The organism is Cyanobacterium sp. uoEpiScrs1, assembly GCF_947331815.1.
Lineage (GTDB): Bacteria > Cyanobacteriota > Cyanobacteriia > Cyanobacteriales > Microcystaceae > Rippkaea.
This window is the reverse complement of sequence record NZ_OX373462.1, coordinates 305,072-320,187: the sequence shown is the minus strand read 5'-3', so window position 1 is coordinate 320,187 and position 15,116 is coordinate 305,072. Positions and strand designations below refer to the sequence as shown.

The 15,116-nt window shown below is 34.2% G+C and carries 14 protein-coding genes; 6 read left to right on the top strand and 8 right to left on the bottom strand.

All coding sequences use genetic code 11. The annotated features are described in order from the left end of the window. The first annotated feature begins 31 nt into the window (after positions 1-31). The 5 genes from OXU93_RS01160 to OXU93_RS01140 all read left to right on the top strand — a co-directional run bounded on the left by OXU93_RS01160 (position 32) and on the right by OXU93_RS01140 (position 4,095). A complete protein-coding gene (locus OXU93_RS01160) occupies positions 32-1,426 on the top strand; it encodes an MlaD family protein (RefSeq protein WP_267384009.1) in 1,395 nt (464 codons plus the stop codon). A gap of 400 nt (positions 1,427-1,826) precedes the next feature. Beyond that, positions 1,827-2,189, top strand: coding sequence for a photosynthetic/respiratory NAD(P)H-quinone oxidoreductase subunit C (ndhC, locus tag OXU93_RS01155; RefSeq protein WP_267384008.1), 363 nt, complete (start codon positions 1,827-1,829; stop codon positions 2,187-2,189). 51 nt (positions 2,190-2,240) lie between these two features. After that, positions 2,241-2,978 (top strand): photosynthetic/respiratory NAD(P)H-quinone oxidoreductase subunit K, encoded by a 738-nt coding sequence (gene ndhK, locus OXU93_RS01150; RefSeq protein ID WP_267384007.1) that lies wholly within the window; start codon positions 2,241-2,243, stop codon positions 2,976-2,978. Positions 2,979-2,985: 7 nt separating this feature from the next. Beyond that, a complete protein-coding gene (locus tag OXU93_RS01145) occupies positions 2,986-3,519 on the top strand; it encodes an NAD(P)H-quinone oxidoreductase subunit J (RefSeq protein ID WP_267384006.1) in 534 nt (177 codons plus the stop codon). A gap of 201 nt (positions 3,520-3,720) precedes the next feature. Further along, positions 3,721-4,095, top strand: coding sequence for a DUF1499 domain-containing protein (locus tag OXU93_RS01140; RefSeq protein WP_267384005.1), 375 nt, complete (start codon positions 3,721-3,723; stop codon positions 4,093-4,095). Positions 4,096-5,914: 1,819 nt separating this feature from the next. Here the strand turns inward: OXU93_RS01140 and OXU93_RS08675 are convergent. Further along, positions 5,915-6,223 carry a DUF1830 domain-containing protein gene (locus tag OXU93_RS08675; RefSeq protein ID WP_416378774.1) on the bottom strand — a complete coding sequence of 103 codons (309 nt, stop codon included), beginning with the start codon at positions 6,221-6,223 and terminating at the stop codon, positions 5,915-5,917. A gap of 464 nt (positions 6,224-6,687) precedes the next feature. Between OXU93_RS08675 and OXU93_RS01135 the strand changes: the two genes are divergently transcribed. Further along, a complete protein-coding gene (locus OXU93_RS01135) occupies positions 6,688-8,241 on the top strand; it encodes a photosystem II high light acclimation radical SAM protein (protein WP_267384004.1) in 1,554 nt (517 codons plus the stop codon). A gap of 373 nt (positions 8,242-8,614) precedes the next feature. Here OXU93_RS01135 and OXU93_RS01130 read toward each other — a convergent pair whose 3' ends face one another. From OXU93_RS01130 to OXU93_RS01100, 7 genes are all read right to left on the bottom strand, one after another. After that, on the bottom strand, positions 8,615-8,866 hold the full coding sequence (locus OXU93_RS01130; RefSeq protein ID WP_267384003.1) for a hypothetical protein: 252 nt from the start codon (positions 8,864-8,866) through the stop codon (positions 8,615-8,617). Positions 8,867-8,913: 47 nt separating this feature from the next. Continuing rightward, positions 8,914-9,402, bottom strand: a complete 489-nt coding sequence (locus OXU93_RS01125; RefSeq protein ID WP_267384001.1) for a hypothetical protein — start codon at positions 9,400-9,402, stop codon at positions 8,914-8,916. Between the two features lie 888 nt (positions 9,403-10,290). Next, entirely contained in the window at positions 10,291-10,581 is a 291-nt protein-coding gene (fdxB, locus tag OXU93_RS01120; RefSeq protein ID WP_267384000.1) for a ferredoxin III, nif-specific, read from the bottom strand. Between the two features lie 14 nt (positions 10,582-10,595). Further along, entirely contained in the window at positions 10,596-12,545 is a 1,950-nt protein-coding gene (gene modB / locus OXU93_RS01115) for a molybdate ABC transporter permease subunit (RefSeq protein WP_267384727.1), read from the bottom strand. Positions 12,546-12,636: 91 nt separating this feature from the next. Continuing rightward, complete coding sequence (locus OXU93_RS01110) at positions 12,637-12,900, bottom strand: FeoA family protein (RefSeq protein ID WP_267383999.1); 264 nt, start codon at positions 12,898-12,900, stop codon at positions 12,637-12,639. A 1-nt stretch (position 12,901) separates the two neighbouring features. Continuing rightward, entirely contained in the window at positions 12,902-14,368 is a 1,467-nt protein-coding gene (locus OXU93_RS01105; RefSeq protein ID WP_267383998.1) for a nucleoside recognition domain-containing protein, read from the bottom strand. After that, a complete protein-coding gene (locus tag OXU93_RS01100) occupies positions 14,334-14,966 on the bottom strand; it encodes a FeoB small GTPase domain-containing protein (RefSeq protein ID WP_267383997.1) in 633 nt (210 codons plus the stop codon). Before OXU93_RS01100 ends, OXU93_RS01105 begins: the two co-directional genes overlap by 35 nt. Positions 14,967-15,116 lie beyond the last annotated feature (150 nt).

Below are 15,116 nucleotides of genomic sequence, written 5' to 3'. Positions count from 1 at the left end.
TTCATATTCTTAGATAAAGTGAGGAGAAACCATGCTACGAATGCGAACCATTCAAGAAGGCTCGGTGGGCTTGTTTGCACTCTCGGGACTAATTTTGTTTGGAGGACTGGTGATCTGGTTACGTGGGGGAGTCTTAGGTCAAAAAAGCTATCAAATTCAAGCTACTTTCAATGATGTAAGTAGTCTCCAAATTGGAGCTCCTGTACGTTATAGAGGGGTAGCAGTAGGAAAAATCGCTGGACTTCAACCTAGAAGCAACGGGGTAAAGGTATTGCTTGAACTTTCTTCTACTGACTTACGAATTCCCAAGAATTCTAAAATACAGATTAACCGCTATGGACTTATTGGAGAAGCTTCAGTCGATATTACTCCATCAAGAAACTTATCTGAGCAAGCCCTAACTATTGATCCTACCAGTACTGAATGTTCAGATAAAAATCTGATTATTTGTGAGAGTGACGAGATTACAGGAGAAACCGGCTCTCAATTGGTACAAGCATTAACTAAACTGAGCAATGCTTATAGTAATCCTGAATTTGTAAAAAATATTAGTGATGCTTTTACTAGTGTTTCTACTGCTGGGAGTAAAGTTGCTAAATTAACCGATGAAGCCCGTCAGGAAGTTGAAGGTACTTCTGAAGCTATTGGAAGTATTAATCGGGCAGCTAGGGATGCTTCTCAAGTAATGCGTAATGTTAATACAATAGTTACAGAAAACCGTGATGACCTCAATAGAGTGATTAATAATACGGCAAACTTAGTAGCTAATCTAGATGGTTTAGTCGCAGAAAGTAGAGGCAATGTTATTAACACATTGAATAGTTTGGAAAAAACCAGCGATCAAGTGCGGAGCGTTGCTATCGGTCTAGGAAAAGCTGTTAATCAAGTTAATCAAGGACTCGATTCAATAGACACCCAACAAATTGCCAAAGATTTAGAATTTTTAATGGCTAATGCAGCTGAAATGTCGGAAAACTTACGAGATGTCTCAAAATCGATTAGTGATCCTCAAGTTATCTTAACTGTTCAAAAAACCCTTGATTCGGCACGAGTTACTTTTGAGAATGCCCAAAAAATTACATCAGATGTAGAAGAACTAACTGGAGATCCTACCTTTAGAAATAATGTTCGTAAGTTAATTAATGGATTGAGTAACTTGGTTTCTTTTACTAATCAATTTGAACAACAACTCTATACTGCTCAACTGATGGAATCAGTAACCGCACAGTTAGAATATAACATTGATATACAAAGACGTTTGGCTAACAATTCAAATATATCTACTGAAGAAAAAATTTTTCTTCCTATAAGTCCCATTTCTAGGAAACTGTTTGCGTCTCCTGCTACAAAATCATTCAAAAAAATTAGTAACTCTTTTGAGATGATTTCTCCTACTAAAAATTTAAAAAAAATTAAAGAAGAATAGGATTCAAATGTCAATATACTAAATCTGAGGATTAATAATTATGCAAATTAATTCTAATGAACTTAGCTAACTGTCTGCTTAACTATTTTTGGAATCCCAACCAATTTCTATATACATATACAGAATATCAAGTTATGCAGAGACTATAACGCCAATAAGAGTGAACTGTAATTTCAATTGCAATTGAAATTACAGAAAATTTGCTCAATAAGGTTGGGAGACTCCGTATAACTCCCTAATTCCTTAGTTGCCCAAAGGTATTGCTGCCAATTTACCTCTTTACCTTTTTACTTTTTCTTTAACCATACTTTGGAAAAACTATCGCAATATTGCCCTTATAATGAGAGTTGGTTAACCTTAGCAGATTTTGTTTTGTATTAAGAGGAGTTACCAAAAAACAGTGTTTGTCCTCAATGGCTACGAATATTTCCTCGGATTTTTACTAGCATCTAGTTTAGTTCCTGTTCTCGCCCTCACCGCCTCAAAACTTTTACGTCCCAGTGGGGGAGGACCTGAAAGAGTCACCACCTATGAGTCGGGAATGGAACCCGTCGGCGGTGCTTGGATTCAATTCAACATTCGCTATTACATGTTTGCGTTAGTGTTTGTCGTATTCGACGTAGAAACCGTTTTTTTGTACCCCTGGGCCGTAGCATTTAATCAATTGGGACTATTAGCTTTTTTGGAAGCCCTGATTTTCATTTCAATCCTAGTCATCGCCCTCGTTTATGCCTGGCGTAAAGGCGCACTTGAATGGTCCTAGCGCCAGCGATCGATTGGGAATTGTTAATCGTTCATTGATAATTATCAAACCATGAGTCCTAATACTACCACTGATTTAGCTGCCATCGAGCAGCAACAAAAAGAAAAAATTCTCAACCCTATTGCTCGTAGTCAAGTTACTCAAGACCTCTCAGAAAATGTCATTCTCACTACCGTAGACGATCTTCATAACTGGGCACGTTTATCCAGTCTTTGGCCACTATTGTACGGAACAGCTTGCTGTTTTATCGAGTTTGCCGCTTTGATTGGCTCTAGATTTGATTTTGACCGTTTTGGTCTAGTTCCCCGTTGTAGTCCTAGACAAGCAGATTTAATTATCACTGCTGGAACTATCACAATGAAAATGGCTCCAGCATTAGTGCGTCTCTATGAGGAAATGCCTGATCCTAAATACGTAATTGCTATGGGTGCTTGTACCATTACAGGAGGGATGTTCAGCAGCGACTCTACAACAGCCGTCAGAGGAGTTGATAAGTTGATTCCTGTAGATGTCTACATTCCGGGCTGTCCTCCTCGTCCAGAAGCTATTTTTGATGCAATCATTAAGCTTCGTAAGAAGGTCTCTAACGAAACCATCCAAGAACGTGCAAATCTAATGGAGCAAACCCACCGATACTATAGTACAACCCACAAGATGAAAGCAGTTGATCCAATTCTAACGGGTAAATACTTACAGACAGAGACTCGTCAGTCCCCCTCCAAAGAATTAACTGATGCAATCGGTATGCCTGTTCCCCCCGCTTTAGCGTCCCAGAAAAAAAAGGAGTAAATTAAAAATGGTTGGAGAAGATAAGCCAGATAATATCCCCGAAGTGGAAGAGGCAGCCATTGTTGAGGCTGGTCCAGTCTCCAGTTGGTTAAGGAAAAACGGTTTCGAGCATGAGCCTCTTGAACCCGATCATTTAGGTGTAGAATTAATCAGAGTAGAATCAGAATTCTTGATTCCTTTAGCTACTGCTCTCTATGCTTATGGGTTTAATTATCTTCAATGTCAAGGGGCATTTGATTTAGGCGCAGGAAAAGAGTTAGTAAGTTTCTATCATCTCATTAAAGTAGCTGATGATAGTGATCATCCCGAAGAGATTCGGATAAAAGTTTTCTTACCTAGAGATAATCCCCGTATTCCTTCAGTCTACTGGATCTGGAAAGCCTCAGATTGGCAAGAACGGGAAAGTTATGACATGTATGGCATCGTCTATGAAGGACATCCTGATCTAAAACGGATTTTAATGCCTGAGGATTGGGTTGGTTGGCCATTACGAAAGGATTACGTTTCCCCAGACTTTTACGAGTTGCAAGACGCTTATTAAAGTTTCATTAACAGACTTCCTACTCCCTTCTGTATTGTTCAGCTTATCTAACAATCAGAAGGGTAACTTATGAATAGTAAATTCTTAAACAAAAGCTAATGTCATTTATTAAGTAAATACAGAAAGTAAAAATGGAAAACATTGATTTTACTATTAACAATATATAACGTCTTAGTTCAATCAGCGTAAAAGGTGTTTATTATGTTTAACTTTTCTGGAGTGCGTCCTATAAATCTGGGTGTAAAAGCTAGAAAATTGTCTCCTTGTCCTGGGACCCCTAATTGTGTTAATAGTCAAAGTTCTACTCCTCGATTTAGGATTGCTCCTTTCCCTCCAATTTCTATTGCTGAATTAAAAAAAGTTATTAAAGACATGGAAAGAACACGTATTATCGAAGAAACAGAAAATTATCTCTATGCCGAATTTAAGACTAAGTTAATGGGTTATGTTGATGATGTAGAATTTTATCTTGACCCCAATGAAAATGTAATTCATGTTCGTTCTGCGTCTCGTTTAGGAAAATTTGATTTAGGAGTAAACCGTCAACGAATAGAAAAAATACGCACCAAACTCTAAAAGCAATAATTTTCTAAATTATTGATTAATTTATTGTTAAATAATTTGTAAAAGGCTGATAAAAATTGGTTTTATGATAAAGATTATTGAGGAGGTATTTTAGGCTAAAATATTCTGGTTAACTCAAATAATATTCGAGTTAAATCACTAACAATATCAAAAGATTTATAGATATTAATTACTATACTAGTAGCTATTCTTGATGACAATAGCTACTAGTACAATGGGTAAAAGTTAAGCAAGAAGGGCTAGCTACTTACTGAAATAATTTTAAAGTAACAGGTATTTCTCACTGATTTCCGTTCTGAACTCGGATCCTATTAATGTTCTTCTAGTTAATAGAGTAACTCAATAAATATTTAATTTAACGATTTACCACTGAGCAGTTAGGAGAATTACTGCTTAACTCTAATTCTAATAGAAGCTGTGAATTGACTTAAGTTCAGACTCAATATTATTCAGCCTAGAAAATAATGCAGAGGAAAAATATTCCAGGCTTAACCGAGTGGAAGTGTCCGAAATAAGCGTCGTTAAAAAATCCCCAAAAGTTAATATGGTCAATCTATTCCCAAAAACAAGATGAGTAGTATACTTTTGACTACCAAGTCCAAGTTACTCAGCAAGGAGATTAAAGATAATAGTAATATTTCTGAATAACTTAGCAGAAGTACAATATATATTTATTCAGAGTTTATAATTATTAGTGATACTAGTATATTGTCATAGTCGAATGGTTAATTGTGAGTCTTTATAAAGATTACTTCCTGTTCCCCATTTGTAAAAATATAGAGGGGATAAGTATTTGATTGTCAATTTATAGTAAGTAATTGCAGTAAAATATCTCACCTATTACTCAATAATTTACTATATAAAGTTGTGGTAAATTATTGTCGGATTAGTTAAAAATAATATTTTTATATAAAAAGATATTAGTTTATAAAAAGCTATTTTTTAATAGAAATAACAGAATTTTATAGTTGCATTAATTATAACTATAAATTATTCGATACTATTGCAATTTGTTTGTAGTACGATAAAAATTAAATATTTTAGACATTTTTATTATCTTTAAGCGATTAAATTACTAATAGATATTTTGGATGTAAATTATCTTTATATTTAGTAATTTTGCTATTATAAAGTTCATTGATATAATTATTTTTATTATTAAAGGTTAGGATTTACTTCATTATTTTTTTTAAATCAACAATATTATTTATTAATTGCTACTATATTTAATAGTAGCAATTAATAAATAATTACTACCCAAAATTTTTATTTTCATGCATAAACAATTTAATCTTATAAATCATGTTTTATCTGTATCCAAGAGAAGAAATATTAATTATTAATATTTCTTTGTTGATGTAAATATTGTAAATTATCATTCTGTATTGTTAATTTTACTTCTGTAAGTCTAGAGAACATAATTGTATTGATTCCAAGGTTTAGGGTTAATATTAAGTTATTTTTGATTCAGCCACGTAATACTAACAGTAAAATTTTTTAACTAGTACAATAAAAAATCAGAAATCAACTTAGACAAATTACCAAAATTTTTATAAAAAGTAAATAATTTAATTTAAGTCAATACTTAGTTGTTAAAATAAACTACATTAGTTTTAATAGGAAGAGATGGAGAAACTATATTATTTTAAATGTTTATAAAAAATAAATATTTAAAATAATATAGTTTATTGATAATAGAATGACGAGTTTGGATTAGAATTGTTTAAATAAAAAAAAAGGAAAGTCAATTTATTGCAGATAATTAATGACATATTATTTTAATAACTTATTAAGTTGTGTGTCTGATTTTTTATTGTAAAAATAATCTTGAATAGGAAGTTTTATTTTGCGTGTAATTTTTATTTATTGCCATTGTATTAATAGTTGAAATGCAGACAGTAATATGTTGCTTGTCCATTATTTTATCATTCTCATGATTAATACTTAAACGTGCTTGAGACAAAACTTCAAACATCAGCTTTTGTCCGGAAAAGACGACTCTATCAAAATACCAATTCGGAATATTTGTAATCCTATAAAGTTGACTTGTCGTGTTTATATAGCGATAAAGGATAATTCTCCTTTGAATAGTTGTAAGGGAATTGAAAATACAAGCCATAGTGACAGTAATTTAGACAATATAAATCCAATTCTTTATTTGTTTTATAAAATAACACTCAGCGATTACAACTGGCTGTAATTAATACTATATTTAATATTTTTATCCTCAAATCATGATATAATACAAAAGCGGTGTAATACTAGCTTAGACAAAATTAACAGAAAATATTTTTGAATTTTTTATCTAATTTATTTATCTTTGTCAGTGTGAAGAGATGTTTATTGAGAACTAGCTAAGTTGAATTGACACTTCTTATCTTTAAATTAGAACTTATCTTGCTATCTGCTCATAATCTCGTTAAAGTTGAAGATGTGTTACACACTTATCATCACCTTTAAATAATTTATTAGATAATGGAGTTATCCTGGGATTATTTATTATTGCTCGTTCTTAACTGTTTGTAATACCCTATTTATGAGCAACTAACTCTGCCAAAATTAATGTTTAAGACGAATTCAACAATGAAACAGCGAATTCTATATGTTCGTCTCCCATGTAATCCTATTTTTCCTATTGGAGTTGTCTATTTATCTGATCACGTTCATAAACTTTTTCCTGAAATTAAGCAAAGAATTCTTGATCTTGGAACGGTTCCACCATTAGACTTCAAAGAAACTTTAGATAAAAGTATTAATGAGTTTAAACCCACTCTACTTGTGTTTTCTTGGCGAGACATCCAGATTTATGCGCCTGTTGGTGGTAGAGCTGGCAATCCATTACAAAATGCTTTTGAGTTTTATTATGCTAAGAACCCTTTAATACGTCTAAGAGGAGCAGTAGGTGGTTTAAAGGTGACCATGGCTTACTACGGCGAAATATGGCGAAATATAGGGCTAATTAGGCGTGGCTTTAAACAAGCCAAACAATATTATTCAGAGACACGCCTGGTTGTAGGAGGCGGTGCAGTAAGTGTGTTTTATGAACAGTTGAAGTCTGATCTTCCCAAGGGAACTATTGTTTCAGTGGGTGAGGGAGAAACTTTGCTTCAAAAACTATTGCGAGGGGAAGATTTTTTAGATGAGCGTTGTTACGTTGTGGGGGAGAATGATATCCGCAAAAAATTGATCCACGAACCCCCAACACCTATTGAAAAAACTGCTTGTAATTACAAATATATCCAGAGTATTTGGCCAGAATTTGACTATTATTTTCAGGAACATGACTTTTACATCGGAATACAAACTAAGCGAGGTTGTCCCCATAACTGTTGCTATTGTGTCTATACAGTAGTAGAAGGAAAACAAGTTAGGATCAACCCCGCTGATGAAATTATCAGGGAAATGCGCCAGCTTTATGATCGAGGAATTCGTAATTTTTGGTTTACAGATGCTCAGTTTATTCCTGCCCGTAAATTCATTAAGAACACTGAAGAATTATTACAGAAAATTCTCGATTCTGGGATGACAGATATTCATTGGGCTGCTTATATTCGGGCAGACAATTTAACTCCAAATCTGTGTAATTTGATGGCTAAAACAGGGATGAATTATTTTGAAATTGGCATCACTAGTGGCTCACAGGAACTAGTGCGCAAGATGCGAATGGGTTATAAATTACGAAGTGTTCTGCAAAATTGTCGTGATCTTAAAATGGCCGGGTTTAACGACATAGTGTCAGTTAATTATTCTTTTAATGTAATTGATGAAACATTCGATACAATACGACAAACTATTGCTTACCATCGGGAACTAGAAAATATTTTTGGGGCTGATAAACTAAAACCGGCTATTTTCTTTATTGGGTTACAACCTCATACTCACCTAGAAGAATATGCTTTGGACAAAAATATTCTAAAACCTGGGTATAATCCTATGAGTTTAATGCCTTGGACAGCTAAAAAATTACTTTGGAATCCTGAACCGTTGGGATCATTTTTTGGAGAGGTTTGTCTACAAGCCTGGCGAGAAAACTCTAACAATTTTGGACAAGAAGTTATAAAAATTCTAGAAAAAAGATTAGGAAAAGCTGATTTAGAAGAAGCTCTAACTGCTCCTATTGAAAAAAAGAAAAAATAATAAATAGGATATTAGTTTATGATCTATATGCAGAATAAATGCTTAAAACTATACCAGTTATTATTAGTAATAATATGGACTGAACGGCTAAAATCCCATCATAATCAATATATTTTATAGGTATAAAAATTGAATTCAGCCATAAATTTTAAGCTTTATTAGCCTTACTTTTTGTTAATTAACTTAGTTCAATGAACTTAGCAAAAATTTTTTATTCAATATTCATCTGCACCCTTTTGAGCTTTGCTAAAGGCTAATAACTGCTCAAAATGGATTATAGGCTAAATTTACTTTCATGACAAACAAGAGTAACAAACCGAGACAGCAAAATAGCTTCACTGCCTGGCCAGTAAACTAGTTTTTTAAAAAATATTTAACTCTCAGTCACAATTTCGGGATACAATCCTAATTGCTTAGACAACTGACGAGCAAGAAAAATCAGGAACTTTGCTCCATCTTGATTTCCCTGATGAGCTTGTGCAGTAGAAACCTCTACTAGGGTTTGAACAAAATCTGCATCAATTAAACTTTTGTTAGCATCTAACACGTCCGGCTCTTGTCCATTGGGACAACTTACCAAATCTTGAATTAGTTGAAAATACTGCTCTCGACGAGACTCTATCATAACAATGGTTCTCCTTAAGTAAATATTCAGAGTTAAACTTAATTAACTTAATCGTCGTCTTCATCAGGGGATTTTGTTAAAACTTCAAACACTGTCGTGGCACAAGATTCTCGATTTTTATCAATCTCTTTTACCCTTTGAGTTATTAGTTTAGCTTCTTCAAGTCGCCCAAGTTTTGCTAAAATAAAGCCTTCTGCTGCATAAGCGTTTAGATACAGTCGGATGGATGAATCAGATTGACGACCGACTAATATAGGCTTTAGTTTCTCCCATTGTAGCGGAAGTTTTTCAGTCTCTCGGATGATTTTTAAGATTTTCTTTGCGATATCAAGAGCAGTTTCAGGTTTCTTTTTATAAAAGAAGAAACGATAAGCCCCTATTAAAACATCAAGGTTATTTTTCGCCTTGTTTAATGCCTCACTTATATATTGTTCCGCTAATATTGTATTTTCCCAATTGTTAGAGGCCAAAATTAACAAATTTTTTACTTCTTCTGATACGTCATACCAGGATAGTTGATCTTGATTTGTTACCATAATGTATCTTAATAATTTCATCGTAATCTTAGCATTTTAATATAAGTATTAGTATTTAAAGATTTTTTACAAAATACATCTTTAGATAAAAAGGGTGTACTTTACTTTATTATCTACAAACAATAGTCAACATAATATACAGAAAATAGAGTTTAATTAGTTCGATACAATATATTGAGTTGAGTACAAAACTATAAAATTAACTTAATGAGTTAACTATTGATATATTCCTATTGAATTTAATTGAATTTAATTAAATTTAATTGAGTTGATTTATCTTCACTTAAACTAATTTGTATAACAAAAGAATCTTTTTAAAATTTAAATTAATTTAAACAGCTCTTGGCGCATGACTGTTTGATCAGCACAAAGCTTAAATAATCGAGTGACTTGTAACACAAAATAAAAATTTATTAAATAAATGCAAAAATGTTAAACTTAGATATTTAAACACACTCTATTTTAAACAAATATTCAAAATATATAAATTACAGTAATTTAAACTCAATTATATTTAGGTAAATATTTATCATAAGATATTAAATTAAATAATATATTAAAAATATTTAAAGGTTTGACTTCCTCTCCCCTGAGAAGCACTTATAATTCTCATAACCTTACTTCTTTTTAAATTAAACAAGTATGTTTTCTGTCCCTTAATCAAGGAATAATAGGAGAATTCTTTAGAATAGTGACATAGTGTAGATTACATTTTATCTTAATGTCACTGGGCTTAAAATAATAAATGCTAGTTCTAAAATGTTGAGTAATTACGTTCTATTTTTGTTGGTATTTAGAATAATATTTTGGATTCAGATCTTTTTATTTTAACTGAAATGATTAAAAGTTAGGGTTGCGCCTAGACGCAACCCTAACAAAAAAACTGTCCTAAGCAGGAGCATGAGTATAGCAGTTTTTAGGACAGATGCGAGCACAAGCTTCACAGCCAATGCAATTATCCTTACTAGCAATTGTCATAACTTGACGTTCGATATCATCATCATCATCATCCTCGTCAATGAATTCTCCGTCTTCATTAACCCCCATTAAAGCCAATACTTTCTGACCACAGACTTTGAAACAACGTCCACAACCTAGACAAGTATCTTTGTTGATGGAGTCAACAAATTGGGGAATCCATTCAAGCCCACCAAAAGTTAAAGCAGCTGCAGTTGCCATGTTTGTTCTCCTTTTTAAGATAATTTCGGTTTTGAGTGATCCTCGCTAGTCAACTGTAAAAGTTGACTAGGCGAGTATTCAAGGGTATGACATCCACTTGAATTCTGTAACAGCAGCAGACGCTGCGGATGAAGCTGAACTCTCCAAGGAAAAGAGCGATCTTTGAGTTGCTGCCATTTATCCTTCAACACCTCTACCTGTAAGTGGTAATCGTAGGGACTGGTGGGGGAGCAATTCAGCTTTAAATAAAGAGTCATCCTGTGTTGAGTTTCACTAATGGTAGTTAACCAACATGGGAAAATATTAGTTTCGTGAAGGGAAGAAAATCTTTCAATATCGGGAAAAGTCAGTTGATGGGCACGAATACCAACATGGACTAAATTTGAGGTAATGGGTTCAAATACATCGAGGGTACATCCCCAGTCAATAGCTGTAATTTTGTGTTCGGAAACTTGTATGACACGGGAAAAATTCTTGCAGCCGGTCAATTGAGCTACCCTAAAGCTTTGGGGATGTTCAAAAATTGCTCGTTTTGATCCTTGGGCAATAATTTTTCCGCCTTCTAGAATCAAAAGATTGGGACAAACCCGGTATGCTTCCTCTAAGTTATGAGTAACAAATAAGGTAACACCTGGATAACGAATTAAACTAGTCCTAAGGAGTTTTTCTAGTTGATCTCGTAAGTAGGTGTCCAGAGCAGAAAATGGTTCATCAAGTAGCAATATTTCTGGTTCGCTAGCTAAGGCACGAGCTAAAGCAAGTCTTTGTTGTTGTCCCCCTGAAAGTTCTGCTGGATAGCGATTGCTTAACGAGTCCAATTGCACACTGCTCAAATGCTTTTTGATCCTAGCACGAGTAGTACTTGCTGAAAGTCCTTTAGGTAAACCAAAAGCAATATTCTGAGAAACTGTAAGATGGGGGAATAAGGCATAATTCTGGAACAAATAGCCTACACGACGTTCACGAATAGGTATATTAATCTTCTGACGAGAATCAAATAAAACCCGGCCATTAAGGATAATTCGACCGCTGTCAGGAGTCTCTAACCCCGTTATACAGCGTAAAATCATACTTTTTCCCGCCCCAGAAGCCCCTAATAAACCTAAGGGAACTCCATCGGTACGAAAAGACACATCTAACAAGAATCCCGGCAATTGTTTCTGAATATCAACAATTAGCTCAATTTGCGCTTTTGGAACCGGATAATTGGCAGTATCCCAAGTTAAGCCCAATTCATGAGGATCCAGGTTTTCTCTTAACGAGCTGGGTTGTTTTAAAGAAGTTATTCCTTTGCTTTTTCGCTTAGGTTGCTCATCAGACCAATAATTAACAATGCCCATGACGCTAAGAGACAACACTAAAACAACTCCAACCCAAGCCAATGCTTGATTCATTGCTCCACTTTCAGCAGCAAAAAAGATGGCAATGGGAATTGTCTGAGTTTTTCCTGGAATACTACCAGCTAACATTAATGTTGCCCCAAATTCCCCTAAAGCTCTGGCAAAAGCCAATAAAATACCAGCAATAAGACCAGGTTTCGCTAAAGGCAGTAAAACTAACCAAAAAACTCGTCGTTCTGAGGCTCTTAAAGTTCTAGCACTGGCTAACAAATTGGTATCAATTTGTTTGAAAGCCCCTAACGTAGTTTTATACATTAATGGAAATGCGACAACAACCGAGGCGATGACAGTAGCATACCAGGTGAAAATGATGCTGACATTTAATAGATCTAACAACCGTCCAATCGGTCCTTGTTTGCCTAATAGAAGCAATAAGACAAATCCTGTTACTGTAGGAGGAAGTACTAAAGGAGCAGTTAATAACCCATCTATTAAACCCTTACCTCTTCCCCTATAATTGAACATCCAACGGGCTGCAATTATGCCGCAAAAAGAGGCAATTAATGTTGCTGTTAAAGCCGTTTTTAAGGAAATCCATATTGGGGAAAGGTCAAGATGTATCATGATTTTTGCCTTTTGCTTTTCACTGTTTACCCGTAGTTGGGAATGCACATCCTAGTAATCAATGGAGATGCTTAATCATCAAAACTATCTTCTACCGAGTTCGTCGTACATAGATAGCACGAGCTAAGGTACGATCAATTGCAATCCGCATTCCGCCTCGCATTTCTCCAATTTTAATAATATAAGAAGGAAATCGTTGTTCTAAAGTGATTCGAAGTCCAGGCATAATCCCCATAGCAATCAGTTTTCGTAGAAGGTTCTCATCATTCTTTCGTACTTGAGTAATAATCCCTGTATCTTTAGCTTTGAGAAGGTTCAAAGCTAAAGATACAACGCTAAAACTTTGGGCAAACATTTTAGAACTTTACCTCCAGAATGAGTAAGAGTTGATTAAGTAAATACCCCATTAAAAAGGCAAATACAATAACAAAACTTGTTATTGCTAGAGTGATTTTGAGCCCGTGTTGTTTTAAAATTAATTGAAATTGAGCTAGACAAGGAATAAATAGAGTTAAGGTAACTGCCGCTACGATTAATTGACGACCGATTAAAATGCCTGAATTGTGAAGGTCAAACATGGCTGCTGCCCCATAGTCTCGACGAAACAATCCATAGAGAAAAATGGTGGAAGTTGCTGAAGGAAGCCCTAACCAAATCATGATTGGTTCTAACTTATCAAGCAATATTTCAGAGATCCCAGACAGTTTTCCTAGCCAAATTAATACTGAAAATAAAATAAACATATTAACAATTCCCCTTAAATACCATAGAGTTCTTCCATAAGTTTTATTCAAAATATGCTGAACCCTAGGAATCCTTAACGGAGGAATTTCTATATAAAAAGAAGCACTATCGCCAGGTAATATTTTGGCAGTTAATAATCCTACAAGAATAAATACCAAACTAATCATTCCTGCCCAGATAATTAGAGCAGTAGGACTTTGGGAAAGTAATCCTAAAATCACACCTAATTGGGGTAAGCAGGGAACAACCAAGGCCAATAATAGGGTAGCAATAACTCTTTCCCGTTTACTTTCTAAGGTGCGAGTACCCAGAGTTGCCATCGTTCCGCATCCCAAGCCTAAAACTAGGGGAATAACAGAGCGTCCTGATAAACCTAAAGCTTTTAATAAGCGATCAGCTAATAGAGAAAGTCGAGGTAGATAGCCACTATCTTCTAATAGAGAAAACACCAAAAAGAAGGTGACGACAATAGGGAAAATAATGGCGATAATATATCTTGAGCCTAAAGTAACAATACCGTGTTCATTTGCAATCAAATTTTGTAAAATTGTCCAGGGAAAAAGGGTTGCAGTTATCTGATTAATCAAAGGGTTAATAGTTTCAGTAAAAAAAACTTCGAGATTTTTTCCTAATATCCCTACGCCAAAGTTACCAATAAATTGATATATTCCAAAGTAAAGAATTATTACTGATAGGGGGAAGCCTGTAATGGGATTAACGGTTAATTGATGAAAAAACTCTTCACTTTCTTGAGATTTTTGCTTTATATTAACCACCGATGATTCTGCTATTTTCCTAGATAACTGATAACGACTTTTTGCAACTACCAAGACTAGAGGATCACTAAACTGGGCTCTAACATAGTTAATAACAGTTTGAATTTCTAGGAAGTGGGGCTCTAGTTTTTTTGACTGTTCCCAAAAAATGGGGTCTCCTTGAATAAGTAATAAGGCTAAACTACGCTTCGAAATTGGATATTTACATACACCAGCAGTTCCTTGTTGATCTTGTGTCAACAGGGACTCAATTCTTGTCAGTCCTTCTTCAATAGCTGTAGGATAGCGCAGGAGTGGTGACATAATTACCGACTTTAGCTTTTAATGTCTGAATACCCCTTTTTTGGTAGGCTGATAAGGTAACAACAGGAATACCAAGGGAGGCTTCTAATTGTTTTTCATTGACCCATATCCCTAACTTTTCAGCTTCATCAAGCATATTAACTGCTAATAAAACCGGGAGTTGTATTTCCATCAGTTGGAATGTAAAAGCCAACATTCTACTGAGATGTTTAGCATCAATGACATTTACAACTAAATCAATTGATTCTGTCAATAAAAAATCCCGAGAATATTGTTCCTCTTCTGTCATGGGAATTAAAGAATACATCCCAGGAGTATCAATAATAGATACTGTTTGTCCAGCAATAATTGCCTGACCTTTGGCAATATCAACGGTTGTTCCAGGATAGTTAGAAACGTCCGTGTAACCATCTGTTAATAAGTTGAATAGAAGACTTTTTCCTACATTAGGAGAACCAACTAAAGCAATAGTAGTTCGGGCAGGAATTAAACGGTTAGATAATTTTTTGAACTTATTTCTTGCCCACAAACAAGCCCAGATAGATTTTGATATACCTAGAAATGTTTTACAAGAATTCCGACAGTGGTTACACACCATATTTTTTATCTAACTTAAGCCTATATCCAGAATAGTTAATTTGTGTTTTATAAACAGTCAATTGAGATACACAATACCAATCTTTTTAAAAAGAAATACAGTAAAATACAATCTATTATTATAAATATTGAGATAATAAATATGATAAGC